This is a genomic window from Aeribacillus sp. SP014 (assembly GCF_054055575.1).
On the sequence record NZ_JBSRXI010000001.1, the window covers coordinates 205,001 to 231,284 of the forward strand.

The window sequence follows — 26,284 nt, forward strand, 5'->3', positions numbered from 1 at the left end:
GTTAATGGGCTCTGACTACTTGTAGGCACACAGTTTCAGGTTCTCTTTCACTCCCCTCCCGGGGTGCTTTTCACCTTTCCCTCACGGTACTGGTTCACTATCGGTCACTAGGGAGTATTTAGCCTTGGGAGATGGTCCTCCCTGCTTCCGACGGGATTTCACGTGTCCCGCCGTACTCAGGATCCACTCGGGAGGGAACGGAGTTTCGACTACAGGGTTGTTACCTTCTCTGACGGGCCTTTCCAGACCTCTTCGTCTACCCCGTTCCTTTGTCACTCCTTAATCGAGTGTCCTACAACCCCAAGAGGCACGCCTCTTGGTTTGGGCTGTTCCCGTTTCGCTCGCCGCTACTCAGGGAATCGCTGTTGCTTTCTCTTCCTCCGGGTACTTAGATGTTTCAGTTCCCCGGGTTGCCCTCCATACCCTATGGATTCAGGTATGGATACTGCCCCATTACGGACAGTGGGTTCCCCCATTCGGACATCTCCGGATCGACGCTTACTTACAGCTCCCCGAAGCATTTCGGTGTTTGTCCCGTCCTTCATCGGCTCCTAGTGCCAAGGCATCCACCGTGCGCCCTTTCTAACTTAACCGTTTCTTCCTAACATGAGCGATCTATTCGTGAATGTCTTTCCGTTATCCAGTTTTCAAAGAACAATGCTTTTTCTTTCAATGAGCTCCCTTGCTGCTTGAGTTGCTTCGAGCCGAACATCCGATCCTTCGAATGGGCTCTCGCATAGGAGCAATGCTTCCAATATTCATCAAACTTATGGTGGAGCCTAGCGGGATCGAACCGCTGACCTCCTGCGTGCAAAGCAGGCGCTCTCCCAGCTGAGCTAAGGCCCCAGGATGGTCTTATTTATGGTGGGCCTGAGTGGACTTGAACCACCGACCTCACGCTTATCAGGCGTGCGCTCTAACCGGCTGAGCTACAGGCCCATCCTGTATTTTTTTATTCAGCTTCTATTCGCTGGGAAATCGACTTTGCGAATTCACCAGCAAACGGGGAAGGATGTGATCCTTCAAAACTAAACAAAACGGAAAAGCGTACCCTATTTCAATGTATATATCCTTAGAAAGGAGGTGATCCAGCCGCACCTTCCGATACGGCTACCTTGTTACGACTTCACCCCAATCATTTGTCCCACCTTCGGCGGCTGGCTCCCGTAAGGGTTACCCCACCGACTTCGGGTGTTACAAACTCTCGTGGTGTGACGGGCGGTGTGTACAAGACCCGGGAACGTATTCACCGCGGCATGCTGATCCGCGATTACTAGCGATTCCGGCTTCATGCAGGCGAGTTGCAGCCTGCAATCCGAACTGAGAGTGGTTTTTTGGGATTCGCTCCACCTCGCGGTTTCGCTGCCCTTTGTACCACCCATTGTAGCACGTGTGTAGCCCAGGTCATAAGGGGCATGATGATTTGACGTCATCCCCACCTTCCTCCGACTTTTAGCCGGCAGTCACCTTAGAGTGCCCAACTGAATGCTGGCAACTAAGGTCAAGGGTTGCGCTCGTTGCGGGACTTAACCCAACATCTCACGACACGAGCTGACGACAACCATGCACCACCTGTCACCCTGTCCCCGAAAGGGGAACGCCCTATCTCTAGGGTTGTCAGGGGATGTCAAGACCTGGTAAGGTTCTTCGCGTTGCTTCGAATTAAACCACATGCTCCACCGCTTGTGCGGGTCCCCGTCAATTCCTTTGAGTTTCAGCCTTGCGGCCGTACTCCCCAGGCGGAGTGCTTAATGCGTTTGCTGCAGCACTAAAGGGTGGATACCCTCTAACACTTAGCACTCATCGTTTACGGCGTGGACTACCAGGGTATCTAATCCTGTTCGCTCCCCACGCTTTCGCGCCTCAGCGTCAGTTACAGGCCAGAGAGCCGCCTTCGCCACTGGTGTTCCTCCACATCTCTACGCATTTCACCGCTACACGTGGAATTCCGCTCCCCTCTCCTGCACTCAAGTTCCCCAGTTTCCAATGGCCGCTCGCGGTTGAGCCGCGAGATTTCACATCAGACTTAAGGAACCGCCTGCGCGCGCTTTACGCCCAATAATTCCGGACAACGCTTGCCACCTACGTATTACCGCGGCTGCTGGCACGTAGTTAGCCGTGGCTTCCTCGTCAGGTACCGTCAAGGTACCGCCCTGTTCGAACGGTACTTGTTCTTCCCTGACAACAGAGCTTTACGATCCGAAGACCTTCTTCGCTCACGCGGCGTTGCTCCGTCAGACTTTCGTCCATTGCGGAAGATTCCCTACTGCTGCCTCCCGTAGGAGTCTGGGCCGTGTCTCAGTCCCAGTGTGGCCGGTCACCCTCTCAGGTCGGCTACGCATCGTCGCCTTGGTGAGCCGTTACCTCACCAACTAGCTAATGCGCCGCGGGCCCATCCTGCAGTGACAGCTAAAAGCCGCCTTTCAACCGAAAACCATGCGGTTTTCGGTGTTATCCGGTATTAGCTCCGGTTTCCCGAAGTTATCCCAGTCTGCAGGGCAGGTTGCCCACGTGTTACTCACCCGTCCGCCGCTAACCTAAAGGAGCAAGCTCCCTTCGGTTCGCTCGACTTGCATGTATTAGGCACGCCGCCAGCGTTCGTCCTGAGCCAGGATCAAACTCTCCAAAAAAAGTTTGTCACCAAATGCTCTTGTCAGAATCAACAGGCACGCTTTTCGTTTTGTTCAGTTTTCAAGGATCATGTAACTACTTCGACGAAATAACATTATAACAAAACAATTGTGTCCAGTCAATGTTTTTTATTTTTTTTCACAATGACTTTCATAATATATCATGGCGTCAAAATGTTTGTCAATACATTTTTTAAAACACTTAACAAACAGCGACGATTAATAATATATCAACTTTAAACTATTTCGTCAACACCTTTTTAAAATTATTTTTAATTCTCCATCCTTATTCATAATTAAAAGTTCAATTCATACAATTTTACAAGATAAGGACAAGGAGGAGCATCAATGAACCGTTTTTACATCATCCATATTAAAAAAATCAAACAATTACTTTTTTTAATCATAATCGCTTTTTTTACTGCTGTCTTTATGTACTTTCAAACAATACCAAATATCCCAGTTTTCACTACAAAGAACGGGCCGAAAGCAATTTATAAAGGAGACGGAAGCGGTAAGAAAGTTGCCTTGACATTTGATATTAGCTGGGGAGATGAAAAAGCAATTCCAATTTTAAATACTTTGAAAAAATATGGACTAACCAATGCAACATTTTTTGTATCCGCCTCATGGGCCGAACGCCATCCTGAAGTAGTCAAAAGAATTATCGATGACGGTCATCAGCTCGGCAGCAAAGGATATGCTTATAAAAACTATACTGAGTTGGACACTAACGAAATTAAGCGTGATTTATCTTTAGCCCAGCATACATTTCAAAAGCTTGGTATCAAGGATATAAAATTGCTGCGGCCTCCAACCTGCCAATTCGATCAAAACGTTTTAAATATTGCTGAACAATATGGATTAACTGTCGTCCATTACAGCGTAAATTCAAATGACTGGCAAAACCCGGGAGTCAACAAGATTATCCAAAATGTTACGAAACACTTAAAACCAGGTGATATTATCCTGCTTCACGCATCAGATTCAGTTAAACAAACTAACCAAGCGTTGCCGGCGATTATTCAACATTTGAAACAAAACGGCCTTAAAAATGTAACCGTACAAGAATTAATTGAAAACAGCAATGCAAGAACGAAAGAACTATCATTCAAATGAAAAGAACTTTGGAAGTAAATTCAAACCAATCGTTTTCAATATTTTGGAAATCAATAAGCATTTTAAAGAGCTATAAGGAAAACTCCTTCAGCTCTTTTTTGCTTTTGGCGAGTCATTTGTCATTTTCGGCAAAATCAACAATTGGTAAGCATTGCAAATTAAAATTGGAAACAGCATTAAATACAGCCAATCTCTATCATTGACACGAAGGGCCGGCATCCACTCAATCACTGAAACAACAACCATAAAAAACAATGCAGGGACAAACGCATCTTTATTCGTCTGTTTTTGCTTAAAATAAGCAATTACAGCAGAAAACAACAAAATGACAACAGCTACTAAAATATACGGGACAATGGAATCTCCAGTTTGCGCAAAAAATTGATATCGAAAATAAACTAAATCAAACAACACAAAAATGATTAACAAGATTTGAACAGAGTTCCATAACGAAACTGAGCGAAAAATGCCTAGGCCAAACCTGTGCACAGTCAAATAAGCGAAAAAGCCCATTTGGCTGATGATGCTGAAAATAAAACCTACTCCGATCAGCCAAAACAATACTGCAACAATTTCAACAATATTAAAAGACAAAAACAATTTTTCATACTCGCTCCATCTTAAGATAAAACCAACAATACTTGTCGCAACTCCACCTACAATGAGAGTAGAAAGGAAAAATCGTACCCAATTTCGGCTTTTCACTGCCAACCCCTCCATATTTCGTAAAATATCATATGATTTTATCAATCCAACTTGTATATTACCATATGGCAAAACTTTTTTCGCATAAAAAACAGTTGGTTTCTCAACATAATGGTAGAAGTTATTATTGAAAGGAGCTAAATGAAATATGAGAGGTAGAAATTGTTCGCTCCTCATCATGATGCTTATATGGATGATCGTTGCAGGATGTGCGGATCGGCAGCAAAGTGAACCAATGAATTATGATGAAACAAAAAAAATGGTTGTAGACATATTAAAATCTGACGAAGGAAAAAAAGCCGTTCAAGAAATTATGAAAGATGAAGAAGTTCAACGAAACCTCATTTTAGATCAAAAAACCGTCAATAATACGATTGAAAAAACGTTAACATCAGAAAAAGGGAAGGAATTTTGGAAAAATACATTTGAAGATACAAAATTTGCGGAAGGATTTGCGAAAACATTGCAAACAGAACATGAAAAAGTGATCAAACGTTTAATGAAAGATCCGGAATATCAAGGAATGCTTATGGATGTGCTGAAAAATCCTCAAATGGAAGAAGAACTATTGAAGGTTTTAAAAAGCAAAGAATACCGCCAATATTTACAGCAGCAAATTACAGATGTTCTATCAAGTCCGCTCTTTCAACCGAAAATTGAGGAGGCGCTATTGAAGGCTGCTCAGCAAGCTCAAAGTAAACAACAAGGCGGGGGCAGCTCCGGAAACGAAGGCGGGGGCGGAGGCCAATAGACCTCCTCTCCCTTCCTTTACTTTTCTGTTATCTCAATCACTTTTCTTGCTATATCTAAATAAATTTTCCCTATTGGATGGTTTTCATTATAAACAGACGGAGCAAAGTCCTCTTCATCCCAGTCCGGCTGCTCAAGCGGAATTTGCCCTAATAGAGGGACCTGCAAATCCTCTGCAAGCTTCTGACCTCCGCCTTTCCCAAATACATACTCTTTTTGGCCTGTTAATTTACTTTCAAAATAGGACATATTTTCAATAACTCCTAAAATTTCGTGCTCCGTTTTAATGGCCATTGCACCAGCCCTTGCAGCAACAAATGCAGCTGTTGGATGAGGCGTAGTTACAATGATTTCTTTACTAGTTGGAAGCAATGTATGCACATCTAATGCAACATCACCTGTACCAGGAGGCAAATCAAGGAGTAAGTAGTCCAACGATCCCCATTCAACTTCTTGGAAAAAGTTATTCAGCATTTTTCCGAGCATCGGACCTCTCCAAACAACAGGCGCATTATCTTCAACAAAAAAAGCCATTGATATGACTTGCACACCAAACCGCTCAACTGGAATAATTTTATCCCCGCGAACGATCGGCCGGTTCATGATCCCCATCATATCAGGAACGCTAAAGCCGTAAATATCTGCATCAATAAGACCAACTTTTTTTCCTAGACGAGCAAGGGACACAGCCAAGTTGACAGATACGGTTGATTTGCCGACCCCGCCTTTTCCGCTTGCTATTGCAATAAAGGTTGTTTTTTCATTCGATAAAATGGAAGGGCTTGTACTATCAGAATAATACTTTTGGACAATTTCCTTTGGAAGCTCCGAAAAACGCAGCCCAACAGTCTCGGCACCCGCTTGTTTAAGCTTTGCAACAATTTGCTGCTGGAGTGTTAACTGCTCGCTTGTTCCCGTTTTGGCAATTGCTATTTTTAAACTAATATGTTTTTTTTCGGGCTTGATTTTTATTTCTTCAATCGCATTCAATTCTTTTAAAGATTTATGTAAAAATGGATCTTCCAACTGTTCGACAATGGACCTTACATCTTCTTCCCGCATCGTATCCACAACCACCTTTTTTCCATAAGACTTTTAATAGTATATAGTATAACACATTTCCAACAGTCCATTGAAAATAGATGCCTGAGAAGAATCCATTTATTCCGGTATTTGCTGTTCATTGGAAAAATAACGCAAAACCCCGTTGTAAATGGCGGCTGCCACTTTTTTCTGATATTCTTCAGAAGCAAGAAGCTCTTCCTCAGAAGGATTGGATAAAAATCCTACCTCCACAAGCGCACCCGGTTTTTTTGCATGCTTTAGTAAATAGACACCGCTTATTGGCTTTGCTTTTCGATCTGTATTTCTTAAATTTTTCCTTAATTCATCTTGGATAAATTTCGCAATAGCTTCATTCTCCTGATATTTTCCGTCATAAAATGTTTGCGCTCCCCTCCATTTTGGAGATGGAATAGCATTTAAATGGATGCTCAAAAACAAATCGGCGTCTGATTCATCAATTAGGCGAACGCGCTTTCGAATATCTTCTGATTTTCTCCGGCTATATCCGTGTGTATCGTCCGAAGCCAAATCTTCATCTTTTTCTCTTGTCAATAACACTAACGCTCCCTGCTCTTGTAAATAATCTCGAGCAATATTGGCAATTTTTAAAGTTATATCTTTTTCCAGTAGTTTTTTTCCTACTGCTCCTCCATCGGGACCTCCGTGACCGGGGTCTAAGTAAATGATTTTTCCTGATAACGGAAGATTCCATGATTTCCATGAATTGAAAAGGGAGAATTGATATTGAATGATAAATACGAGAATTAGAAACCCAGCAATAAACAGTGCCCATTTCAGCTTTTTTTTCACTCCTCATCCCTCCTGCTCGTCCCTTCAATTCAATATATGGAAAAGCATAAGGATTTATGATTACTGCAATTTTAATTTATATCTCTTTTTTCCAGCCAATTCCCACCAGAAAATTGGCGCATTCAAAATTTAACTAATCTGCTCAAACTCGTCATTCTCCCCAACAGATAATATAGCTGTAGAAGCCGTCAACTTTCTGCCATACAGCTGTTTGTGCTTTAATGATAAATCGCCTTATCACTTTTCGGTCCTAGATATGAAGTTTAAATTAGGGGCAATTGGGGATAATGGAATGCTTCACTTGAAAATAAAATTGTATGTCTGATTCAGTTTTTATACAGCGCTTTTTTTCAAAAAGAAACATTTTAAGAGTCATAAAAAAAGCTCCCGCAAATATGGGAGCTAAGATGAATGTTGCGTTTCAGTTATAACGAGACCGATCAGGCTGGCACGGTCAATTTTATTATTTGTATTTGACGGTAACTTTCGTGCTTTTTCCTACATTTCCAGCCTTATCTTTTGCATACACTAGGAGAACTGTTCCGGCTTTTTGTTTTTTGATTGAAACGGAGAAATTTCCGTTTTTATTCGCTTTGCCCGAACCGATTACTTTCTTTCCTGCTTTGACATACACCGTTGAATACGCCTCTGCTTTTCCTGTCACCGAGGAAGATTTTCTTGTTACTTTGTTCACTTTAGGAGCACCCGGCGGTATTTTATCGAGTACCGTCACTTTTCGCGCCGGACTCACATTCCCCGCTTTATCCGTCGCTGTTACGTAAAGAATTGTTCCGGCTTTTTGAGCCGTTTTTAACGAAATTGCGAATTTCCCATTTTTATCTGTCGTGCCGGTGCTCAATACTTTGCTGCCGGCCTTTATTGTTATTTTTGATCCTGCCTCCGCTGTCCCTCTGACCGTTTTATCTTTATTGCTGACCGAATTTACACTCGGAGTACGCGGCGGTGTTTTATCAATTACCGTCACTTTTCGCGCCGGGCTCACATTCCCCGCTTTATCCGTCGCTGTTACGTAAAGAACTGTTCCAGCTTTTTGAGCTGTTTTTAACGAAATCGTGAATTTCCCATTTTTATCTGTCGTGCCGGTGCTCAATACTTTGCTGCCGGCCTTTATTGTTATTTTTGATCCTGCCTCCGCTGTCCCTCTGACCGTTTTATCTTTATCGCTGACCAGGTTTACGCTTGGAATGCTAGGAGGCGTTTTATCGAGCACCGTTATTTGAACCGACTCGCTTTTATTTCCTTCCTGACTCTTGGCATATACGCTTAAGACAGTTCCAGCTTTTTGTTTACTGATGGAAATGCGGAAGGATCCATTACGATCAGCCGCTGCAGTCTTCAATATCTTTGAACCAAGCTGGACATAAACAGTCGTTCTTGGATTAGACAGGCCATTTATAAATGTATCCCTATCACTTACCGGGTTTACTATCGGTTTTGGAGGAGTGTAAGGATTTTTTTCATCTAAAAAAGTATAAGTGATGTCATTTCCTTTAGATGCAGGAACAGTTTCATTACCAACAGCCCGTTTTACTATGGCTCCGCCGCCCCGCAAGCTGGCATATTCTCCCGAAAATATTTTTGGAATTAATAAATTAAAGCCTTCTTCTCCTTTAAAGCCATATTTTCCCGTATCTTTCTTCAGTAAAAGGGCACTGCGGAAGTTCGTCATCAATTCTCCAAATGTAAGGGAAGAGTTGATATATTTTTTCGCTACATTTTCTACTGCTTTATAATCATTATGAGTATCTGTTAAAATCTCTTTGAAAATCTTGTTTCCTTGATTCGCTTGAATTCTGACATATTGTCCAAAAAGATAGGACAAGGAATAGTTTGACAAAGTATCGCCATAATAATCCCAATACAATAATGAATGACCATTTGTAATGGAGGTAGAAATATTGTAGTAATAAATGTAATTCGTTAAAGGTTTTCCCGTATATATATGTTCAGCTGCCATAGACAATGCTTCATCTAGCCATGTATCCATTTGGGAGCCGTTTTCTATAAATACATTTTGGTTAAAATTCACCATATGTTGAAATTCATGTACCAATGTTTCGTATGCAGCACTTACATCCTTTTCCGTCCCTGTTCCCATTAAAGGATACGTATCAATATAAAAAATCTCTGATTTGTTGGAGTATGGAATATCATGCAAATCTCCTCCATAAAAGTAACCAGCAATATACCCCCCGAATCCTGCAAAACCATCTTGTATATCATAACAAAGAATGTGAATTTTCCCGTTTCCGTCCACATCGGATTCGCTGGCAAAATTTTGTGTGATGAGCGGATAAATTTTTTGATCAAATTCTTGCCCTAATTTTTGCGCATCAGCTTCTGTAATTTGATTATCATAAACCCATACGTTCGCTTTTGTACCTGAATAAAGCAGCTTGGCGCTAATTTGTTTATCTTCATTGGTCGTAAAATCATGCACCCAAAATGTCTTAGTATCGCCAACTTTATTGAGAAACTTTTTGGAGAGAGATTTTTGTTGAAGTTTCTTGTCTTCATGTTTTTCTATATCAAAAGGTCTATTTACATCCAGTTTATAAGCATCCAATCCTATTTTTTTGTTTATCGTATATTGATCATTATTGATTTTGAACTTTCCAGTGGATTGAGGTTTATATACGACGACGGACTCGTTGCTGATTAATATGTATTTATTTCCTCCAGATGCTGTGCCTGAACTTCTTTCCTGTGCAAAACCGCTAGCTGGCACCAATAATAAAAAAATAAGAACAAGGCATAACGACTTTTTCAACCAACCCATTTCTCCACCTCTTTATTTATAAAAAATTGATAGAAATATTATAATGGATGATTTTGTATAAAGCACTAAAATTTTTTGAACAGTCACAAAAGTTTTAAGCCTATTCGCTTAAACGAAAAGTGCTAATAAAATCTTTGTGGTAAAGAGAAAAGAAACGTGTCAAAGCTCAGCAAAAAAAGACAAATAAAAGCTGATTTCCTCACCTGCGTTACACAATTGGAGGTTTGCTCGGCAAATGATAAAAGCTTTTTCTATCTTCGAAAATCTGGAATCGTTGAAAAGACATTCATATCGAGATGAACATTTTGAAAACCGCAATTTTTTGTTTTTTAAAAGTTTTCATAACATAGCCACAGTGCATGGATGTCGCCCAAATTGTCCTTACGAGTAATATTTCACATAAGAAATAAAAACCATTTTGCTTCATTCTTCCTTGCAAAAAATAAGCAGCACTGCCAATAAATCCTGAACTTTTCCTTTTTGAAATAAAAAAGCCAATCAAAAGGCGAATTCAGCAATGGCCCCCGTCAAATCATTTTTTCACAAGCCGTTTTTAGGCATAAAAAAAGCCCGTTCCAACGAAGTTGAAATGAGCCATGCATGAACTGCTTTTAAAGCTTTAGTTTGTATCTCTTTTTTCCAGCTAAAAACCCTTCTTCCCACCAATAATGAATAAAGTGCTGGCATGTCAAATAGATGGATTCCATAACAAAATCATCATTTGATTCCCTTGCCAAATAAAGAATATTGTCAAATAAATTGTTAATAAGCTCTTGTTCTTCCTGTATACAACGTGTATTGGCCTGCTCCATCGATTCCCCGTAATATCCGAACCGGCTGTAGGCCGCTCCCAGCAAAAAAGATTCAATGGCCGAGTGGACACACTCTTCTTCCATTGCAGTTTTATGGAAGCGTTTTTGAAAAAAAGGATTAAACCATTCATCAATCATATTTTTCAATTTGCGAATTGGGAGATCTTTTAACATTTTTCGCTCAGTGAGAAGCTTTTTTTCCTGCCGTCTTTCATTAAAGTCTGTAATTACATTCATCAAAATCTCCTCCTTGTTTTTATTTTTTTCAGTTCACGCTGTTCCATTCAACCACTCCTTTCCAATTGCAAATAAAAAACCACAACGATTTGTTGTGGTTTAAGGTTCGAATCATTAACGTTTTGAAAATTGCGGTGCACGGCGTGCTCCTTTAAGACCGTATTTCTTACGCTCTTTTACGCGAGCATCTCGAGTTAATAAGCCTGCACGCTTTAACGTTCCGCGATATTCTGGATCAGCTTGTAAAAGTGCACGAGCAATTCCGTGGCGAATAGCGCCTGCTTGACCAGTGAAACCGCCACCTCTAACATTTACTAGTACATCATAATTGCCAACTGTCTCTGTTAAAACAAGCGGTTGTTTAATATCTTCAATCAAAGCTTTTGTTGGAATGTAATCTTCAATGTTCCGTTTATTAATTACGATACGGCCTTCACCAGGAACTAACCGAACACGGGCAACAGAGCTTTTGCGACGACCGGTACCGTAGTATTGAACCTGTGCCAAAATGATAACCTCCTTATTAAATTATCCGCGAAGTTCATAAACTTCTGGTTTCTGTGCTTGATGAGGATGTTCGCTTCCTCTGTAAACATGCAATTTTTTAAACATTTGGCGTCCAAGGGAACCTTTTGGAAGCATTCCGCGAATAGCAAGTTCCAGCATTTTTTCAGGATAGTTGTTTCGCATTTCTAATGCAGTTCTTGATTTTAAACCACCAGGATGCTGGCTGTGGCGATAATAAATTTTGTCTGTTAATTTTTTTCCAGTTAATTCAATTTTTTCAGCATTAATAATAATTACGTGGTCACCTGTATCTACATGCGGTGTAAACGTTGGTTTGTGTTTTCCGCGTAAGATAGATGCAACTTCGCTTGCTAGACGTCCTAAAGTTTTGCCAGCTGCATCAACAACATACCATTTGCGCTCAACTTCATGCGGCTTTGCCATAAACGTTGTACGCATTGTTTTCCCTCCTTAATCGTTCATGTCGAAAAGTCTATTTCAAAAACACGATTATTTTCCGGGGCTAATCGTGGGGCTTGAAATACATACCATATGTTATCTTATCTTTTTAAGATATGAATGTCAAGAAAATGTTACACCTGGATTAGTTGTCATAATAAACTTTCCAAAGATATAGACCGCATCCAGAAACTGTTTTCCCGGCTCTTGATCTATCTTTGGCTGCGATAATTTGTTTTATTTCTTCCGGCTTGCGCTTCCCTTCTCCTACTTCAATCAATGTTCCGACTAAAATGCGAACCATATTGTAAAGGAAGCCGCTTCCGACAAAACGGAACGTAATTTCATCTCCTTCTTCCCATATATCCGCTTCATAAATAGTTCTCACTTTATTTTCCGTTTCTGTTTTAGAAGAGCAAAAGCTTGTAAAATCATGTGTTCCAATAATGAAACGGGAGGCAGCTCGAATCGTTTCAATATTTAACGGATTTGGAAAATGGTATGCATAATGACGCCGGAACACATCTCGTTGAAAACTGCGATACAAACGGTAGCGGTATTCTTTCTTCTTTGCAGAAAATCTAGCATGAAAATCTTGATCGGCAAGCTCTGCATTTTGAATGGAAATATCTTGAGGAAGCAGCGTATTCAAAGCAATCGGCCATTTTTCCATCGGAATTTTGAGGCTTGTATCAAAATGAAATACTTGGCCAACAGCATGCACGCCGACGTCTGTTCTGCCGGAAGCAGTAATTTTTATCCGCTCCCCTTTGTGGATTTTCATTAATGCTTCCTCAATTTCTCCTTGTACTGTCCGGAGGCCGGGCTGGCGCTGATAACCGCTAAATCCTGATCCATCATACGAAACTGTACATTTAATCCTCATTTTTAAAACTCCTAGGCACGCAATAGTAATAAAATAATTGATAACAGCAGGATAGAGGCCATCATAATGGAATCAATCGCTCCCCATTTCAGCTGCCTGATTTTCGTACGTCCTTCACTTCCGCGATACCCCCTGGCTTCCATAGCGGTAGCAAGCTCTTCCGCCCGCTTAAAAGCGCTGATGAAAAGTGGTACAAGCAAAGGAACGATTGCTTTTATTCGCTCTTTTACAGGCCCTGATGTAAAATCTACCCCTCTTGCCATTTGCGCCTTTAAAATTTTTTCTGTTTCCTCCAGCAGAGTCGGTATAAAGCGAAGAGAAATAGACATCATTAATGCTAGTTCATGGACAGGAAGTTTAAATTTTTTAAAAGGCTTTAACAGACTTTCCATTCCATCCGTTATTTCGATAGGCGTTGTTGTTAAGGTCAATGTCGTTGTCATAAAAATTAAGAAAATGAACCGAAGAGAGATGAAAAACCCTTGCCGCAAGCCTTCTTCATAAATGGAAAAAAAGCCGAAGCGGAACAGCATGTCCCCTTCTTTTGTTACTAAAATGTGCAGCAAAAATGTAAACCCAACGATCCATATAACAGGTTTTAAACCGTTCCATAAGAAAGAGAACGGAAGCTTCGTCAGCAAAATAATGATGAACGTAAATAATCCTAATAAAAAGTAAGTGATTCCGTTATTGGCAAAAAAGACGATAAAAACATATAAAAAAATCGTTAGCAGTTTTGCACGGGGATCCATTCGATGAATGACTGTGCTGCCAGGAACATATTTTCCGATGATGATATTATCGATCATATACGACACCTTCTTTTAAAAGGGCTTCAATGAAATCGGCCGTTTCCTCTAAAGTCAATGGCTTGTCTTCAACCGTTAAAGAAAATTTTTCTTCAAGCTTCATGACAAATTTAATTGATTCCGGCAAATCGAGCCCAAGCTGCTCCAGTTCCCCAGTCAACCGGAATATTTCCTTTGGCGACCCTTTCATCTTTAATTCCCCTTGGTGCAAAACGGCAATTTCATCAGCGTACTTGGCTGCATCTTCCATGCTATGCGTTACTAATATCGTTGTTAATTTTTTTTCTTTATGGAGACGATAAAAAAGCTCCATGATCTCATTTCGGCCTTTTGGATCCAATCCTGCAGTCGGTTCATCTAAAACGAGCACCTCCGGCTCCATCGCTAAAACACCTGCAATCGCCACTCTTCGCATTTGTCCCCCGCTTAGCTCAAACGGGGATTGATGAAGGATTTCTTCTCCTAGACCGACAAGCGGCAGCACTTCTTTTACCTTTTTTTTCGCTTCTTCAAACGATGCGCCAAAATTCATTGGACCGAATGCTATATCTTTTTCGACGGTTTCTTCGAATAATTGATGCTCTGGGAATTGAAAGACAATTCCGACCTTTTTTCGGATAGATTTCAAGTTTTTCTGTTTTTCTCCTGCCTTAATCAGCCGGTCTCCAAGTTGAATAGAGCCTTTCGTTGGCAAAAGCAGGCCGTTTAAATGCTGCAAAATCGTTGATTTTCCCGATCCGGTATGCCCAATCACGGCCAAATATGTTCCTTCATGGATATCCATATTGATATCACACAAAGCGAGCCGTTCAAAAGGAGTGTTCATTTGGTAACGATGTTCTAATTGTCGGATTTTAATGTCCATAATTCGTCCACCAGGCTTTCTACATTAAGGTGTCGCGTCGCTAAAGGCACTCCTTTTTCAAGAAGCCGTTTGCTCAGCTTGTAAGAAAACGGAAGATCTAAACCGATGCTTACCAGCTCCTCTTCCAAGCGAAACACTTCTTTCGGAGTTCCCTCCACAAATTTTTTGCCTCCATTCATTACAATCATCCGATCTGCTTTGGCCGCCTCTTCCAAATCATGGGTGATGGAAATGACCGTCACAAGCCCTTTTTCTTTCAATGACCAAATGGTTTCAATTACTTCCCGGCGTCCAATTGGATCAAGCATTGAAGTCGCTTCATCTAAAACAATAATGCTTGGTTGAACAGCCAAAACGCCTGCAATCGCGACCCGCTGCTTTTGTCCGCCAGAAAGATGATGAGGTTCCCGTTCTAAAAATTCATTCATTTTTACAATTTTCGTCGCCCATTCGATTCGTTTTACCATCTCTTCTCTCGGTATACCTATGTTTTCCATACCAAAAGCGACATCGTCCCGTACAGTGGCGCCGACAAATTGATTATCTGGGTTTTGAAACACCATTCCAATCCGTTTTCGAATATCCCAAATGGTTTTTTCTGATAATGTGATTCCTGATACAGTAACGGTTCCTTCGTCAGGCAGCAGCAGACCGTTTAGCATCCGGGCCAATGTTGATTTCCCTGATCCATTGTGTCCGACGATGGCCAGCCATTCCCCTTCATACACATCAAAGGAAACATCCGTTAGTGCAGGCTTTTCACTTTCTTTATTATAGCGGTATGTTACATGTTGAACTTGAATGATCGACCGTTCCACAGATGCCCTCCTCCCGCCTCAAGTACAGATGAAGTAAACGCGAATATCATGTCTATAAATATGAGATGCAGAGGCTGCCAAAAGAAAATCAATCCGCTTTGTAAAGTACTTGAAGATAAATAAAAAAGGGCATAGATGCAGTCATTACAACTGTCCCGCCCTTGAAGTTCATTTATATCTAAATTACACGAATTCAATGATAACCATTGGTGCTCCGTCACCACGGCGAGGACCCATTTTCAAAATTCGTGTGTAGCCGCCTTGACGATCTTGGTAACGTGGTGCCACTTCATCAAATAATTTTTGCAATGCATAGAAAGGTTTTTCTTTTTCCTTTCCGTCTTGGCCTGAAACTGTCACAGTTTTCGCAACCTCATTGCGAATAAACTGTGCTGCTTGGCGACGAGCATGCAAATCACCACGTTTACCTAAAGTAACCAGCTTCTCTACAACAGCACGAAGCTCCTTTGCACGGGCTTCAGTCGTTTCAATTCGTTCGTTAATAATTAAGTCCGTTGCTAAGTCACGGAGCATTGCTTTACGCTGCGCACTAGTACGTCCTAATTTTCTATAAGACATGTGATGTTCCCTCCTTTGTTGGAAGTTGATCTATATAGACTTTGAAAAATCAGTTAATCATCTTTTCGTAAACTCAAACCAAGGTCTTCTAATTTTTGTTTTACTTCTTCTAGCGATTTGCGTCCTAAATTACGCACCTTCATCATGTCCTCTTCTGTTTTGTTCGCAAGTTCTTGAACTGTATTAATACCTGCACGTTTCAAACAGTTATAAGAACGAACAGAGAGGTCAAGTTCCTCAATCGTCATTTCAAGCACTTTTTCTTTTTGGTCCTCTTCTTTTTCAACCATGATTTCAACATTTTGCGCTTCATCTGTTAAGCTAACGAAAATGTTTAAGTGCTCCATCAAAATTTTAGAGCCAAGTGCGATAGCTTCCTTTGGACCGATGCTTCCATCTGTCCAAACATCAATTGTCAGCTTATCATAATCTGTCACTTGACCAACCCGTGTATTTTCCACTTGATAAGAAACTCTAGAAACGGGTGTGTAAATCGAATCGATTGGGATGACACCTATTGGTTGATCTTCCCGTTTATTTTCTTCAGCCGGGCTGTATCCTCTCCCGCGCTTCGCCGTCATTCTCAGCCGCAAATGAGCATCTTTCGCAAGAGTTGCAATATGAAGATCAGGATTTAATATTTCAACATCGCTATCGTGAGTTATATCTGCTGCCGTAATGGGCCCTTCACCTTGTACGTCAATTTCTAGCGTCTTCTCTTCTTCTGAATAAATTTTCAGAGCAAGCTTTTTTAAATTTAAAATAATCGTTGTAACATCTTCGACGACACCATCAATAGTAGAAAATTCATGGAGGACGCCGTCAATTTGAACAGATGTTACAGCGGCACCAGGGAGTGAGGATAATAGGATACGACGTAAGGAGTTACCCAAAGTTGTACCATATCCACGCTCAAGTGGCTCGACAACGAATTTCCCATATTTCGCGTCATCACTGATTTCAACCGTTTCGATTTTTGGTTTTTCAATTTCAATCATTCTAAATAAAACCCTCCTTCAAAACGTCGAAACCCCGGCTAGACAAAGAAGAGAAAACGCGTCTAACCGAAATTCCCCAATCATAAAGTCCCGAATGTGCACAAACAACATCTTATAAATGCTAGAATCTATAACTGTATCATAACCCATTATTGACAGGGTTACAAAATATATACAGATAAATTACACACGACGACGTTTTGGCGGACGGCATCCATTATGTGGAACAGGTGTGACGTCTTTAATAGATGTCACTTCAAGACCTGCTGCTTGAAGAGCACGAATCGCAGCTTCGCGGCCTGCGCCAGGTCCTTTTACAGAAACCTCTAATGATTTCATTCCGTGCTCCATAGAAGCTTTAGCAGCTGCTTCAGCTGCCATCTGTGCAGCAAACGGAGTTGACTTACGAGAACCTTTAAATCCTAATGCACCGGCACTTGACCAAGCAATTGCATTGCCGTGCACATCAGTAATAGTGACAATCGTGTTGTTAAAGGTTGATCGAATATGTGCGATGCCTGTCTCAATATTCTTTTTTACGCGGCGTTTGCGAGTATTTGTTTTACGAGCCATTTACAGTTAACCTCCTTTACTTATTTTTTCTTGTTAGCAACCGTACGGCGCGGTCCTTTACGAGTACGTGCGTTGTTTTTCGTATTTTGGCCTCGAACAGGCAAACCACGGCGATGGCGGATACCACGGTAGCAGCCAATTTCAATGAGACGCTTAATGTTTAGAGAAACTTCCCGTCGAAGATCTCCTTCCACTTTATAAGTGTCGACAATGTCACGAATTCTCCCTAATTCTTCTTCTGTTAAATCACGAACACGAGTATCTTCGGAAACTCCAGCTTCAGCTAATATTTTTTGAGCTGTTGAACGACCGATTCCGTAAATATAAGTTAAAGAAATGACAATGCGTTTATCGCGTGGAATATCTACACCAGCAATACGCGCCATAATATGAGCACCTCCTTCAAAAATTAACCTTGTTTTTGTTTATGTTTTGGATTTTCGCAAATAACCATAACTTTTCCTTTTCTGCGAATGACTTTACATTTTTCGCATATAGGTTTCACTGATGGTCTTACTTTCATGTTTATCCAACCTCCTTAATAATCCGGAGTGCAAATTATTTATATCGATACGTAATTCTTCCGCGGGTTAAATCATATGGTGATAATTCAACCGTTACTTTATCACCCGGCAAAATACGAATAAAATGCATTCTAATTTTTCCAGAAACATGAGCCAGCACGGTATGACCATTTTCCAACTCTACTTTAAACATCGCGTTAGGCAACGTCTCAACAACGGTACCCTCTACTTCAATGACATCGTCTTTCGCCATTCAATTGTCTCCCTTCCTCAAATCAGTAACTTGTTCATTGACAAATCGGCTTATTGCATATCGAAGTTTGCCATTTGTCACACGGCCAGTTTCCAATATACTGTTCTGAACTTCCGGAGATACGCAATCAAAAAATTCAAGATGATGGATGTTTTTTTTCTTTGGAGAATGAAACTTTCGCTTTTCTCCATCGGCAATCAATACGAATCGATCATCGAGAATTTTCACGACAATCGCATATTTGCCAGCTTCTCTCCCTTTCGTAATCAAGACAAACTGACCTATTTGCGGACTCGACTCAGGATCACTCACGCACATCACCTTCACTTAGGGTGTTGTTAAAATTTCATAACCTGTATCAGTAATGGCAATTGTATGTTCAAAATGAGCACACATTTTGCCATCTACAGTCACGACAGTCCAATTATCAGCTAACGTTCTGACATAACGGCTTCCCGCATTGACCATAGGCTCAATCGCTAAAACCATACCGGGCTTCAGCCTTGGCCCTTTGTTCGGTGGACCATAATGCGGAATTTGAGGATCCTCATGCAAGTCTTGCCCTACGCCATGACCTACGTATTCACGAACAATGGAAAAACCGTGAGATTCGACGTAAACTTGAATGGCATGAGAAATGTTCGAAAGTCTTCCCCCTGGTTTTGCTTCTTCTAATCCTTTATATAAAGATTCTTTTGTAACATCAAGCAATTTCTGTGTTTCTTCGGAAATTGTACCGACAGGATAAGTCCATGCAGAGTCCCCGTGATAGCCGTTGTATTTCGCACCAATGTCAATACTAATAATATCTCCATCACGCAATACACGGTCTCCAGGTATTCCGTGAACAAGCTCTTCATTCACGGAAGTGCAAATACTGCCGCGAAAACCATTATACCCTTTAAATGAGGGGATTGCATCATGTTCACGTATAAACTTTTCAGCAATATTGTCCAGTTCTTTTGTTGTAATACCAGGCTGAATATATTTCTGGAGTTCTTGGTGAGTTAAAGCAACAATCCGTCCAGCCTCGCGCATAATTTCAATTTCGCGCTTTGTTTTGCAAATAATCATTCACCCAAGCCTCCAAGCAAGTTGCAAATATCTTCAAATACTTTGTTAATCTCTTGCTGACCGTCAATATTTTTCAAATAGCCTTTAGATTTATAGAAATCAAGCAGCGGTTTCGTCTGCTTCAAATTCACTTCCAAACGGTTTCCAACGGTTTCAGCGTTATCATCAGCTCGTTGATATAAATTTCCTCCGCACTTATCACAAATTCCTTCTTCTTTTGGCGGATTGAATACAAGATGGTACGTTGCACCGCAATTTTTGCAAATTCTTCGTCCTGTTAGCCGTTCCATTAAAATTTCTTGGTCAACATGAATGTTGATAACATAATCAATTTCTTTATTAAGCTCTTTTAAAATTTGCTCCAAAGCCTCCGCTTGAGCAACGGTGCGCGGAAAACCATCCAATAAAAAGCCTTTATCAGTATCATTCTTGCCTAATCTTTCCCGAACAATACCAATCGTAACTTCATCCGGCACTAATTCGCCTTTATCCATATAAGACTTCGCTTGTAACCCTAACTCGGTTCCATCTTTTATAGCTGCTCTGAACATATCTCCTGTTGAGATATGCGGGATATTGTATTTTTCAACAATTTTTTCAGCCTGTGTTCCTTTTCCTGCCCCAGGCAGCCCCATTAATACTAAATTCATGGACTCTCCCCCTCAAACGCTTTTCGAGGGAATGGGACATTCATCGCCCCACAACCTCTTATTTCATAAAACCTTTGTAATGACGTTTGACAAGCTGGCTCTCAAGCTGCTTCATAGTTTCCAAAGCGACACCGACAACGATCAAGAGACTTGTTCCACCTATTTGTGCTGAAGAAGGCAAGTCAGCAAATTTTATAAAAAAGACAGGAAGTATTGAGACAACTGCTAGAAAAATAGAACCGACAAATGTTAAACGGTATAAAATTTTCGTTACGTACTCTTGTGTACTTTTTCCTGGTCTTATACCCGGTATATAGCCGCCTTGCTTCTGCAAATTTTCAGCCATTTGCTCCGGGTTCACTTGAACAAATGTATAGAAATAAGCGAAAGCGATAATTAATGCAACGTAGATGATCATCCCGATAGGTTGCGTGTAATCAAATGTTTTTTGAATCCATCTTGTTACATCATTTGGTCCAAAGAACGATGCAATCGTAGTGGGGGTAACAATAAACGATACTGCAAAAATGACTGGAATGACTCCAGCAGAGTTAACCTTCAATGGGAGATGCGTTGAATGTCCCCCAACCGGACTTCTACCTGCAAGCCGCTTTGCATACTGAATCGGAATTTTTCGGAATGCTTGTTGAACGAAAATAACAGCTACAACAACTAATAAAACGGCAAGAACAAGCAAAACGACAGTTACAATTCTTAAAAATAGCTGATCGCCAACATCCGCAAATTGTTGAGCATAAATTTGGTTTACTGCCGTTGGAATGCCGGCAGCAATCCCAGCAAAGATAATAATAGAAATACCGTTCCCAACGCCTTTTGCGGTAATTTGCTCACCAAGCCACATTAAAAAGGCTGTTCCCGCAGTTAAAACAAGTGCGATCAACAAATAGTATCCAATGCCAGGGTTTATGATTAACAGACCGCCGGCCATATTATTAAAGCCATATGACATTGCCAGCGCTTGAATAAATCCTAAAATAATTGTTAAATAACGCGTGAATTGGGCAAGCTTTCTGCGGCCTACTTCACCCTGCTTCGACCACTCTGTAAATTTCGGTACAACGTCCATTTGCAGAAGCTGAACAATGATTGAAGCAGTAATGTAAGGCATAATCCCCATTGCTAAAATGGAGAAGTTTTGCAATGCCCCGCCTCCAAAAATGTTCAAAACGCCAAATACGTTCAATTGGTCTTGTGCTTTTAGTACGTCTGCGTTCACACCCGGGACAGGGATAAAAGTGCCGATCCGGAAAATTACCAGCATAAGAAGGGTGAACAAGATTCGATTGCGAATGTCACCCACGCGCATAAAATTGGAGATTGCCTTGAACATTAAATCACCTCAGCAGAACCGCCGGCGGCTTCAATTGCCTCTTTTGCTGAAGCAGAAAATTTGTGTGCTTTAACCGTTAATTTTTTCTCTAATTTACCGTCTCCAAGCACTTTAATACCTGCTTTCAGTTTGCTTACAACACCTGTTTCCAAAAGAAGCTCTGGAGTAATTTCCGTACCGTCTTCAAAACGATTCAATTTGTCCAAGTTCACAACTTGATATTCTTTGCGGTTAATGTTTGTAAACCCACGTTTTGGCAAACGACGGAATAGAGGAGTTTGACCGCCTTCAAATCCAGGCCGAACTCCACCGCCAGATCGGGCATTTTGTCCTTTTTGACCACGTCCAGCAGTTTTTCCATTACCTGAACCAATACCGCGACCAACACGATTCCGCTCTTTACGAGAACCTTCTGCCGGTTTTAATTCATGAAGCTTCATAACCTTGGCACCTCCTTATTTGATTATTGTTCTTCCACTTTCACGAGATGTGACACTTTATTGATCATTCCGCGAATTGCCGGATTGTCATTATGAACAACTGTTTGATGCAATTTCCGCAAGCCTAATGTTTTAACGGTTATTCTTTGGTCTTCAGGACGACCAATTACACTCTTTTTGAGGGTAATCGCCAATTTTTTTGCCATTGTCTTTCCCTCCTTATCCTAACAGTTCTTCAACCGTTTTTCCACGAAGTTTAGCAACATCTTCTACACGCTTCAGCTGCTTTAACCCGTCAACTGTTGCCCGAACCATATTAATCGGTGTATTGGAGCCTAAAGATTTAGATAAGATATCGTGAACACCTGCTAATTCAAGTACTGCACGGACAGGTCCTCCAGCGATAACCCCCGTACCTTCAACAGCAGGTTTCAAGAGAATCTTTCCTGCACCGAATTTACCGATTACTTCGTGTGGAATGGACGTACCTACAATTGGTACTTCAATTAAGTTTTTCTTTGCATCTTCAATTGCTTTGCGGATAGCATCAGGAACTTCTTGCGCTTTACCAGTTCCGAAACCTACATGACCGTTTTTGTCTCCGACAACAACAAGAGCAGCAAAACGGAAACGACGGCCACCTTTTACTACTTTTGCAACACGGTTTACGGTAACAACACGTTCTTCAAGTTCAAGTTTGCTTGGATCAATACGACGCATCACTTTTCCCTCCTTTGTCAATTAAAATTCAAGGCCAACTTCGCGAGCTGCATCAGCTAAAGCCTTCACACGTCCATGATATAAATATCCACCACGGTCAAACACAACAGATTTAATACCTTTTTCAAGCGCACGTTTTGCAACAAGTTCGCCGACCTTTTGAGCAGCTTCTACATTCCCAGTTGATTCCAAGTTAAGCTCTTTATCCAAAGTAGAAGCACTCACAAGCGTTTGGTGATTTGTATCATCAATCACTTGAGCATAAATGTGCTTGTTGGAGCGGTATACGTTTAAACGCGGGCGAGCGGCTGTACCGGAAACCTTTGAACGCACGCGTGCATGTCTAGTTTTGCGAACCGCATTTTTACTAGGTTTTGTAATCATCTACGTCACTCCTTTCTTTCTTTATGCGACATTACTTAGCAGTCTTACCTTCTTTGCGGCGCACATATTCTCCTTCATAGCGGATGCCTTTTCCTTTATATGGTTCAGGCGGACGAACCGCACGAATATTTGCAGCGACTGCGCCAACACGCTCTTTATCTGTACCTTTAACGACAATTTTTGTTTGAGAAGGAACGTCGATTTCAATGCCTTGTTCAGGTTCATATTCGACTGGATGAGAGTATCCGACATTCAATACTAGTTTCTTTCCTGATTTTGATGCACGGTATCCGACCCCGATCAGTTCTAAACTTTTTTCAAAGCCTTTGGAAACACCTTCGACCATATTGGCAAGAAGGCTGCGAGTCGTCCCGTGAAGAGCACGGTGCTCTTTATTGTCAGATGGACGAGTAACAGTTAATACTTGATCTTCAACTTTTATATCCATATCTGGATGAAATGTGCGGGTTAATTCTCCTTTTGGTCCTTTTACTGTTACTGTATTTCCATTAATCGTAACAGTGACACCTGAAGGAATTTCAAGCGGTTTTTTCCCTACACGTGACATGAATGACACCTCCATTTCGTGTTAAAAAATTACCAAACGTATGCGAGCACTTCTCCGCCTGTTTGCTTCGCGCGCGCTTCTTTATCAGTTAAAACGCCTTGAGAAGTCGAAACGATTGCTATTCCTAATCCATTCAACACACGTGGCACTTCATTAGCTTTTGCATAAACGCGCAAGCCTGGTTTGCTGATTCGTTTAAGGCCAGTTATAACACGTTCGTTGTTAGGCCCGTACTTTAAGAAAATGCGCAAAATACCTTGTTTATTATCTTCAATATATTCATAATCGCGAATAAACCCTTCACGCTTTAAAATTTCAGCAATTTCCCGTTTAATTTTGGAAGCAGGAACTTCCAGTTTTTCATGACGAACCATGTTCGCATTGCGAATGCGAGTAAGCATATCTGCAATAGGATCTGTCATCACCATTATAAATAACCTCCTTCCCATTTATCGATACTACCAACTAGCTTTTTTCACGCCAGGGATCTGACCTTTGTAAGCAAGTTCACGGAAACAAATACGGCAAAGCTTAAATTTGCGGATGACTGCATGCGGACGGCCGCAGCGTTCACAGCGTGTGTATTCACGCACTTTAAATTTTTGCTTGCGTTTTTGTTTCGCAATCATTGACTTTTTAGCCACATTTTCGCCTCCAATCTAAATTAGCGATTATTTTGGAACGGCATGCCGAACAGAGTTAATAGCTCGCGAGCCTCTTCATCGGTTTTTGCTGTTGTAACGATTACGATATCCATACCTCTTACTTTATTTACTTTATCGTAATCAATTTCTGGGAAAATAAGTTGTTCTCTAATACCAAGCGTATAATTGCCGCGGCCATCAAATGATTTTTTAGATACACCACGGAAGTCGCGCACACGTGGCAAAGAAACGGAAATCAATTTGTCAAAGAAATCGTACATACGCTCTCCACGAAGCGTAACTTTGCAGCCGATCGGCATTCCTTCACGAAGCCGGAAGCCGGCAATGGATTTTTTCGCACGAGTCACTACAGGTTTTTGACCAGAAATGAGAGTTAATTCTTCAACAGCACTGTCCAGCGCTTTCGCATTTTGGACTGCATCACCGACGCCCATATTGATGACAATTTTTTCGATTTTAGGAACTTGCATAACAGATTTATAGTTAAACTTGTTCATTAGTGCAGGTATGATTTCTTTTACGTATTTTTCTTTAAGGCGGTTCATAAATAGACCTCCCTTCCAAATTATTTATCTAAAATTTCACCTGATTTTTTTGCTACACGCACCTTTTTGCCGTCCACAATTTTATAACCGACACGAGTCGGTTCACCTGTTTTTGGATCTAATGGCATTACATTTGATACATGAATAGGCGCTTCTTTACTGATAATTCCGCCTTGTGGATTATCTTGAGAAGGCTTCGCATGTTTTTTCACGATGTTCACGCCTTCCACAAGCACGCGGTTCTTTTTCGGATATGCTGCAAGGATCACGCCTTGTTTTCCTTTATCTTTTCCGGCGATCACCATTACTTTGTCACCCTTCTTAACATGCATCGATTACACACCTCCTTGGTAAGCCAAACTCATAATTAAAGTACTTCTGGAGCAAGAGAAACGATTTTCATAAAGTTTTTATCGCGAAGTTCACGCGCAACCGGTCCAAAAATACGAGTACCTCTCGGGCTTTTGTCTTCGCGGATGATGACGCATGCGTTTTCGTCAAAACGAATGTACGAACCGTCAGGACGGCGCACACCACGTTTTGTACGCACAACAACAGCTTTTACTACATCACCTTTTTTAACAACGCCTCCTGGTGTTGCTTGTTTAACCGTACCGACAATAATATCACCGATATTTGCTGTTTTACGACCAGATCCGCCAAGAACTTTAATTGTTAACAATTCACGTGCACCAGAGTTATCAGCAACTTTTAAACGAGATTCTTGTTGAATCATGTTCGTGACCTCCCTTCGGAATTTTTTTCATCCGAACCAAATTAAATAATAACTGCTTCTTCTACAATTTCAACTAAACGGAAACGTTTTGTTGCAGATAGCGGGCGAGTTTCCATAATGCGAACGATATCGCCGACTTTCGCTTTGTTTTGCTCATCATGAGCTTTGAACTTTTTAGAATATTTCACGCGTTTTCCATAAAGCGGGTGTTTTTTATAAGTTTCAACAAGAACAGTGATGGTCTTATCCATTTTATCCGACACGACGCGTCCAGTATAAACTTTGCGCTTGTTGCGTTCACTCATTTGGCAAACCTCCTCTCACGATTATTTGTTTGCAGCAATTTCTCTTTCGCGAATAATAGTTTTCATTCTAGCAATCGTTTTGCGTACTTCACGGATGCGGGCAGTATTTTCAAGCTGACCAGTCGCAAGCTGGAAGCGCAAGTTAAACAATTCTTCTTTTAAAGATTTCACTTTTTGTTCAATTTCGGCAGTGGTTAGATCACGAATTTCTTTAGCTTTCATTTGATTCACCACCAATTTCTTCACGTTTTACAAATTTTGTTTTGATTGGTAATTTATGAGATGCAAGACGCAGTGCTTCACGTGCAACTTCTTCAGAAACACCCGCAACCTCGAACAATACTTTACCCGGCTTCACTACAGCAACCCAGCCTTCAGGTGCCCCTTTACCGGAACCCATCCGTACTTCTAAAGGTTTAGCCGTGTATGGTTTAGACGGGAAAATTTTAATCCAAACTTTTCCGCCACGTCTCATATAACGCGTCATCGCGATACGTGCTGCTTCAATTTGTCTGTTGGTGATCCAAGCAGGCTCAAGAGCTTGAATGCCATATTCACCGAAATGAACTTCAGTGCCGCCTTTTGCACGTCCGCGCATTTTCCCGCGATGTTCTCTACGATATTTTACGCGTTTAGGCATTAACATA

Annotated in this window: 35 protein-coding genes, 2 tRNA genes, 2 rRNA genes and 1 pseudogene (1 of these 40 only partly in view); 2 read left to right on the plus strand and 38 right to left on the minus strand. The window is 41.2% G+C overall.

Features of this window, described 5'->3' with window-relative positions; all coding sequences use genetic code 11:
* From ACVIJU_RS01035 to ACVIJU_RS01050, 4 genes are all read right to left on the minus strand, one after another.
* Positions 1–593: ribosomal RNA gene (locus tag ACVIJU_RS01035) — 23S ribosomal RNA — on the minus strand (it extends 2,339 nt beyond the left edge of the window).
* Between the two features lie 177 nt (positions 594–770).
* A tRNA-Ala gene (locus ACVIJU_RS01040) sits at positions 771–846 on the minus strand.
* Positions 847–862: 16 nt separating this feature from the next.
* Positions 863–939 (minus strand) — tRNA-Ile (locus ACVIJU_RS01045).
* Between the two features lie 137 nt (positions 940–1,076).
* A 16S ribosomal RNA gene (locus ACVIJU_RS01050) occupies positions 1,077–2,630 on the minus strand.
* Together the 16S and 23S rRNA genes with 2 tRNA genes alongside form the textbook arrangement of a ribosomal RNA operon.
* A 348-nt stretch (positions 2,631–2,978) precedes the next feature.
* Between ACVIJU_RS01050 and pdaB the strand changes: the two genes are divergently transcribed.
* Positions 2,979–3,749, plus strand: coding sequence for a polysaccharide deacetylase family sporulation protein PdaB (pdaB, locus tag ACVIJU_RS01055; protein WP_063387199.1), 771 nt, complete (start codon positions 2,979–2,981; stop codon positions 3,747–3,749).
* An 87-nt stretch (positions 3,750–3,836) separates the two neighbouring features.
* On the opposite strand, the gene ACVIJU_RS01060 is transcribed toward pdaB, so the two are convergent.
* Complete coding sequence (locus tag ACVIJU_RS01060; RefSeq protein ID WP_063387198.1) at positions 3,837–4,454, minus strand: KinB-signaling pathway activation protein; 618 nt, start codon at positions 4,452–4,454, stop codon at positions 3,837–3,839.
* A 148-nt stretch (positions 4,455–4,602) separates the two neighbouring features.
* Between ACVIJU_RS01060 and gerD the strand changes: the two genes are divergently transcribed.
* A complete protein-coding gene (gerD, locus tag ACVIJU_RS01065) occupies positions 4,603–5,205 on the plus strand; it encodes a spore germination lipoprotein GerD (RefSeq protein WP_063387197.1) in 603 nt (200 codons plus the stop codon).
* Between the two features lie 17 nt (positions 5,206–5,222).
* Here the strand turns inward: gerD and ACVIJU_RS01070 are convergent, their stop codons facing one another.
* From ACVIJU_RS01070 to rplP, 33 genes and pseudogenes are all read right to left on the minus strand, one after another.
* On the minus strand, positions 5,223–6,266 hold the full coding sequence (locus ACVIJU_RS01070) for an Mrp/NBP35 family ATP-binding protein (RefSeq protein ID WP_063387196.1): 1,044 nt from the start codon (positions 6,264–6,266) through the stop codon (positions 5,223–5,225).
* A gap of 99 nt (positions 6,267–6,365) precedes the next feature.
* On the minus strand, positions 6,366–7,079 hold the full coding sequence (gene cwlD, locus ACVIJU_RS01075) for an N-acetylmuramoyl-L-alanine amidase CwlD (RefSeq protein WP_063387195.1): 714 nt from the start codon (positions 7,077–7,079) through the stop codon (positions 6,366–6,368).
* A 463-nt stretch (positions 7,080–7,542) separates the two neighbouring features.
* Positions 7,543–9,879 carry an Ig-like domain-containing protein gene (locus tag ACVIJU_RS01080; RefSeq protein ID WP_456687176.1) on the minus strand — a complete coding sequence of 779 codons (2,337 nt, stop codon included), beginning with the start codon at positions 9,877–9,879 and terminating at the stop codon, positions 7,543–7,545.
* Between the two features lie 611 nt (positions 9,880–10,490).
* On the minus strand, positions 10,491–10,928 hold the full coding sequence (locus ACVIJU_RS01085) for a DUF2521 family protein (RefSeq protein WP_063387192.1): 438 nt from the start codon (positions 10,926–10,928) through the stop codon (positions 10,491–10,493).
* Positions 10,929–11,042: 114 nt separating this feature from the next.
* Entirely contained in the window at positions 11,043–11,435 is a 393-nt protein-coding gene (gene rpsI / locus ACVIJU_RS01090) for a 30S ribosomal protein S9 (protein ID WP_063387191.1), read from the minus strand.
* A gap of 21 nt (positions 11,436–11,456) precedes the next feature.
* Complete coding sequence (rplM, locus tag ACVIJU_RS01095) at positions 11,457–11,894, minus strand: 50S ribosomal protein L13 (protein WP_063387190.1); 438 nt, start codon at positions 11,892–11,894, stop codon at positions 11,457–11,459.
* Positions 11,895–12,039: 145 nt separating this feature from the next.
* Positions 12,040–12,780, minus strand: a complete 741-nt coding sequence (truA, locus tag ACVIJU_RS01100) for a tRNA pseudouridine(38-40) synthase TruA (protein ID WP_117017134.1) — start codon at positions 12,778–12,780, stop codon at positions 12,040–12,042.
* Between the two features lie 11 nt (positions 12,781–12,791).
* On the minus strand, positions 12,792–13,589 hold the full coding sequence (locus tag ACVIJU_RS01105) for an energy-coupling factor transporter transmembrane component T family protein (RefSeq protein WP_063387188.1): 798 nt from the start codon (positions 13,587–13,589) through the stop codon (positions 12,792–12,794).
* Entirely contained in the window at positions 13,579–14,454 is an 876-nt protein-coding gene (locus ACVIJU_RS01110; RefSeq protein ID WP_117017135.1) for an energy-coupling factor ABC transporter ATP-binding protein, read from the minus strand. The genes ACVIJU_RS01105 and ACVIJU_RS01110 overlap by 11 nt, the downstream gene beginning before the upstream one ends.
* Entirely contained in the window at positions 14,430–15,272 is an 843-nt protein-coding gene (locus ACVIJU_RS01115) for an energy-coupling factor ABC transporter ATP-binding protein (RefSeq protein WP_094244885.1), read from the minus strand. Before ACVIJU_RS01115 ends, ACVIJU_RS01110 begins: the two co-directional genes overlap by 25 nt.
* A 183-nt stretch (positions 15,273–15,455) precedes the next feature.
* On the minus strand, positions 15,456–15,851 hold the full coding sequence (gene rplQ / locus ACVIJU_RS01120; RefSeq protein WP_063387185.1) for a 50S ribosomal protein L17: 396 nt from the start codon (positions 15,849–15,851) through the stop codon (positions 15,456–15,458).
* Positions 15,852–15,904: 53 nt separating this feature from the next.
* The gene (locus ACVIJU_RS01125) at positions 15,905–16,849 is read right to left on the minus strand and encodes a DNA-directed RNA polymerase subunit alpha (RefSeq protein WP_063387184.1); all 945 of its coding nucleotides are present in this window, start codon (positions 16,847–16,849) and stop codon (positions 15,905–15,907) included.
* 183 nt (positions 16,850–17,032) lie between these two features.
* The gene (rpsK, locus tag ACVIJU_RS01130; protein ID WP_063387183.1) at positions 17,033–17,422 is read right to left on the minus strand and encodes a 30S ribosomal protein S11; all 390 of its coding nucleotides are present in this window, start codon (positions 17,420–17,422) and stop codon (positions 17,033–17,035) included.
* A gap of 20 nt (positions 17,423–17,442) precedes the next feature.
* A complete protein-coding gene (rpsM, locus tag ACVIJU_RS01135; protein WP_063387182.1) occupies positions 17,443–17,808 on the minus strand; it encodes a 30S ribosomal protein S13 in 366 nt (121 codons plus the stop codon).
* A gap of 23 nt (positions 17,809–17,831) precedes the next feature.
* Entirely contained in the window at positions 17,832–17,945 is a 114-nt protein-coding gene (gene rpmJ / locus ACVIJU_RS01140) for a 50S ribosomal protein L36 (protein WP_003156543.1), read from the minus strand.
* Positions 17,946–17,980: 35 nt separating this feature from the next.
* Positions 17,981–18,199, minus strand: coding sequence for a translation initiation factor IF-1 (infA, locus tag ACVIJU_RS01145; protein WP_003178377.1), 219 nt, complete (start codon positions 18,197–18,199; stop codon positions 17,981–17,983).
* Positions 18,177–18,517 (minus strand): annotated as a pseudogene (locus ACVIJU_RS01150) (KOW motif-containing protein). The gene infA and the pseudogene ACVIJU_RS01150 overlap by 23 nt, the downstream one beginning before the upstream one ends.
* 9 nt (positions 18,518–18,526) lie before the next feature.
* Positions 18,527–19,273, minus strand: a complete 747-nt coding sequence (map, locus tag ACVIJU_RS01155; RefSeq protein WP_094244884.1) for a type I methionyl aminopeptidase — start codon at positions 19,271–19,273, stop codon at positions 18,527–18,529.
* Complete coding sequence (locus tag ACVIJU_RS01160) at positions 19,270–19,923, minus strand: adenylate kinase (protein WP_063387179.1); 654 nt, start codon at positions 19,921–19,923, stop codon at positions 19,270–19,272. The genes map and ACVIJU_RS01160 overlap by 4 nt, the downstream gene beginning before the upstream one ends.
* A gap of 58 nt (positions 19,924–19,981) precedes the next feature.
* Positions 19,982–21,274: a preprotein translocase subunit SecY gene (gene secY / locus ACVIJU_RS01165; protein ID WP_340732355.1), complete on the minus strand. Its 1,293-nt coding sequence runs from the start codon at positions 21,272–21,274 to the stop codon at positions 19,982–19,984.
* On the minus strand, positions 21,274–21,714 hold the full coding sequence (gene rplO / locus ACVIJU_RS01170; protein WP_063387177.1) for a 50S ribosomal protein L15: 441 nt from the start codon (positions 21,712–21,714) through the stop codon (positions 21,274–21,276). Before rplO ends, secY begins: the two co-directional genes overlap by 1 nt.
* 23 nt (positions 21,715–21,737) lie before the next feature.
* Positions 21,738–21,920, minus strand: a complete 183-nt coding sequence (gene rpmD, locus ACVIJU_RS01175; RefSeq protein WP_063387176.1) for a 50S ribosomal protein L30 — start codon at positions 21,918–21,920, stop codon at positions 21,738–21,740.
* Between the two features lie 13 nt (positions 21,921–21,933).
* Positions 21,934–22,434, minus strand: a complete 501-nt coding sequence (gene rpsE / locus ACVIJU_RS01180) for a 30S ribosomal protein S5 (RefSeq protein ID WP_063387175.1) — start codon at positions 22,432–22,434, stop codon at positions 21,934–21,936.
* A gap of 21 nt (positions 22,435–22,455) precedes the next feature.
* The gene (rplR, locus tag ACVIJU_RS01185) at positions 22,456–22,818 is read right to left on the minus strand and encodes a 50S ribosomal protein L18 (RefSeq protein WP_063387174.1); all 363 of its coding nucleotides are present in this window, start codon (positions 22,816–22,818) and stop codon (positions 22,456–22,458) included.
* 31 nt (positions 22,819–22,849) lie between these two features.
* Complete coding sequence (gene rplF / locus ACVIJU_RS01190) at positions 22,850–23,386, minus strand: 50S ribosomal protein L6 (RefSeq protein ID WP_063387173.1); 537 nt, start codon at positions 23,384–23,386, stop codon at positions 22,850–22,852.
* A gap of 29 nt (positions 23,387–23,415) precedes the next feature.
* The gene (rpsH, locus tag ACVIJU_RS01195) at positions 23,416–23,814 is read right to left on the minus strand and encodes a 30S ribosomal protein S8 (RefSeq protein WP_063387172.1); all 399 of its coding nucleotides are present in this window, start codon (positions 23,812–23,814) and stop codon (positions 23,416–23,418) included.
* 30 nt (positions 23,815–23,844) lie between these two features.
* Positions 23,845–24,030, minus strand: coding sequence for a type Z 30S ribosomal protein S14 (locus ACVIJU_RS01200; RefSeq protein WP_063387171.1), 186 nt, complete (start codon positions 24,028–24,030; stop codon positions 23,845–23,847).
* A 20-nt stretch (positions 24,031–24,050) separates the two neighbouring features.
* Positions 24,051–24,596, minus strand: a complete 546-nt coding sequence (gene rplE, locus ACVIJU_RS01205; protein ID WP_063387170.1) for a 50S ribosomal protein L5 — start codon at positions 24,594–24,596, stop codon at positions 24,051–24,053.
* A 20-nt stretch (positions 24,597–24,616) separates the two neighbouring features.
* On the minus strand, positions 24,617–24,928 hold the full coding sequence (gene rplX / locus ACVIJU_RS01210; protein WP_063387169.1) for a 50S ribosomal protein L24: 312 nt from the start codon (positions 24,926–24,928) through the stop codon (positions 24,617–24,619).
* A 35-nt stretch (positions 24,929–24,963) separates the two neighbouring features.
* Entirely contained in the window at positions 24,964–25,332 is a 369-nt protein-coding gene (rplN, locus tag ACVIJU_RS01215) for a 50S ribosomal protein L14 (RefSeq protein ID WP_063387168.1), read from the minus strand.
* 41 nt (positions 25,333–25,373) lie between these two features.
* On the minus strand, positions 25,374–25,637 hold the full coding sequence (rpsQ, locus tag ACVIJU_RS01220) for a 30S ribosomal protein S17 (protein ID WP_063387167.1): 264 nt from the start codon (positions 25,635–25,637) through the stop codon (positions 25,374–25,376).
* 21 nt (positions 25,638–25,658) lie between these two features.
* Positions 25,659–25,859, minus strand: coding sequence for a 50S ribosomal protein L29 (rpmC, locus tag ACVIJU_RS01225; RefSeq protein ID WP_063387166.1), 201 nt, complete (start codon positions 25,857–25,859; stop codon positions 25,659–25,661).
* On the minus strand, positions 25,849–26,283 hold the full coding sequence (gene rplP, locus ACVIJU_RS01230; RefSeq protein ID WP_063387165.1) for a 50S ribosomal protein L16: 435 nt from the start codon (positions 26,281–26,283) through the stop codon (positions 25,849–25,851). The genes rpmC and rplP overlap by 11 nt, the downstream gene beginning before the upstream one ends.
* Position 26,284 lies beyond the last annotated feature (1 nt).

Coding starts and splice junctions, on each gene's coding strand:
- rpsE (WP_063387175.1), bottom strand. CDS start 22,434: ATGCGTCGTATTGATCCAAGCAAACTTGAACTTGAAGAACGTGTTGTT.
- ACVIJU_RS01110 (WP_117017135.1), bottom strand. CDS start 14,454: ATGGACATTAAAATCCGACAATTAGAACATCGTTACCAAATGAACACT.
- rpsH (WP_063387172.1), bottom strand. CDS start 23,814: ATGGTGATGACAGATCCTATTGCAGATATGCTTACTCGCATTCGCAAT.
- rpsK (WP_063387183.1), bottom strand. CDS start 17,422: ATGGCTCGTAAAACAAATACTCGCAAACGCCGCGTAAAAAAGAATATT.
- rplX (WP_063387169.1), bottom strand. CDS start 24,928: ATGCATGTTAAGAAGGGTGACAAAGTAATGGTGATCGCCGGAAAAGAT.
- rplO (WP_063387177.1), bottom strand. CDS start 21,714: ATGAAGCTTCATGAATTAAAACCGGCAGAAGGTTCTCGTAAAGAGCGG.
- secY (WP_340732355.1), bottom strand. CDS start 21,274: ATGTTCAAGGCAATCTCCAATTTTATGCGCGTGGGTGACATTCGCAAT.
- ACVIJU_RS01070 (WP_063387196.1), bottom strand. CDS start 6,266: ATGCGGGAAGAAGATGTAAGGTCCATTGTCGAACAGTTGGAAGATCCA.
- ACVIJU_RS01085 (WP_063387192.1), bottom strand. CDS start 10,928: ATGAATGTAATTACAGACTTTAATGAAAGACGGCAGGAAAAAAAGCTT.
- rpmJ (WP_003156543.1), bottom strand. CDS start 17,945: ATGAAAGTAAGACCATCAGTGAAACCTATATGCGAAAAATGTAAAGTC.
- rplN (WP_063387168.1), bottom strand. CDS start 25,332: ATGATTCAACAAGAATCTCGTTTAAAAGTTGCTGATAACTCTGGTGCA.
- rplF (WP_063387173.1), bottom strand. CDS start 23,386: ATGTCACGTGTAGGGAAAAAACCGCTTGAAATTCCTTCAGGTGTCACT.
- rplR (WP_063387174.1), bottom strand. CDS start 22,818: ATGATTACAAAACCTAGTAAAAATGCGGTTCGCAAAACTAGACATGCA.
- rpmD (WP_063387176.1), bottom strand. CDS start 21,920: ATGGCAAAAAAATTGGCGATTACCCTCAAAAAGAGTGTAATTGGTCGT.
- rplM (WP_063387190.1), bottom strand. CDS start 11,894: ATGCGTACAACGTTTATGGCAAAGCCGCATGAAGTTGAGCGCAAATGG.
- pdaB (WP_063387199.1), top strand. CDS start 2,979: ATGAACCGTTTTTACATCATCCATATTAAAAAAATCAAACAATTACTT.
- ACVIJU_RS01080 (WP_456687176.1), bottom strand. CDS start 9,879: ATGGGTTGGTTGAAAAAGTCGTTATGCCTTGTTCTTATTTTTTTATTA.
- ACVIJU_RS01160 (WP_063387179.1), bottom strand. CDS start 19,923: ATGAATTTAGTATTAATGGGGCTGCCTGGGGCAGGAAAAGGAACACAG.
- gerD (WP_063387197.1), top strand. CDS start 4,603: ATGAGAGGTAGAAATTGTTCGCTCCTCATCATGATGCTTATATGGATG.
- infA (WP_003178377.1), bottom strand. CDS start 18,199: ATGGCGAAAGACGATGTCATTGAAGTAGAGGGTACCGTTGTTGAGACG.
- rpsM (WP_063387182.1), bottom strand. CDS start 17,808: ATGGCGCGTATTGCTGGTGTAGATATTCCACGCGATAAACGCATTGTC.
- rplP (WP_063387165.1), bottom strand. CDS start 26,283: ATGTTAATGCCTAAACGCGTAAAATATCGTAGAGAACATCGCGGGAAA.
- rpsQ (WP_063387167.1), bottom strand. CDS start 25,637: ATGAGTGAACGCAACAAGCGCAAAGTTTATACTGGACGCGTCGTGTCG.
- ACVIJU_RS01125 (WP_063387184.1), bottom strand. CDS start 16,849: ATGATTGAAATTGAAAAACCAAAAATCGAAACGGTTGAAATCAGTGAT.
- rplQ (WP_063387185.1), bottom strand. CDS start 15,851: ATGTCTTATAGAAAATTAGGACGTACTAGTGCGCAGCGTAAAGCAATG.
- map (WP_094244884.1), bottom strand. CDS start 19,273: ATGATTATTTGCAAAACAAAGCGCGAAATTGAAATTATGCGCGAGGCT.
- rpmC (WP_063387166.1), bottom strand. CDS start 25,859: ATGAAAGCTAAAGAAATTCGTGATCTAACCACTGCCGAAATTGAACAA.
- truA (WP_117017134.1), bottom strand. CDS start 12,780: ATGAGGATTAAATGTACAGTTTCGTATGATGGATCAGGATTTAGCGGT.
- rplE (WP_063387170.1), bottom strand. CDS start 24,596: ATGAACCGCCTTAAAGAAAAATACGTAAAAGAAATCATACCTGCACTA.
- ACVIJU_RS01105 (WP_063387188.1), bottom strand. CDS start 13,589: ATGATCGATAATATCATCATCGGAAAATATGTTCCTGGCAGCACAGTC.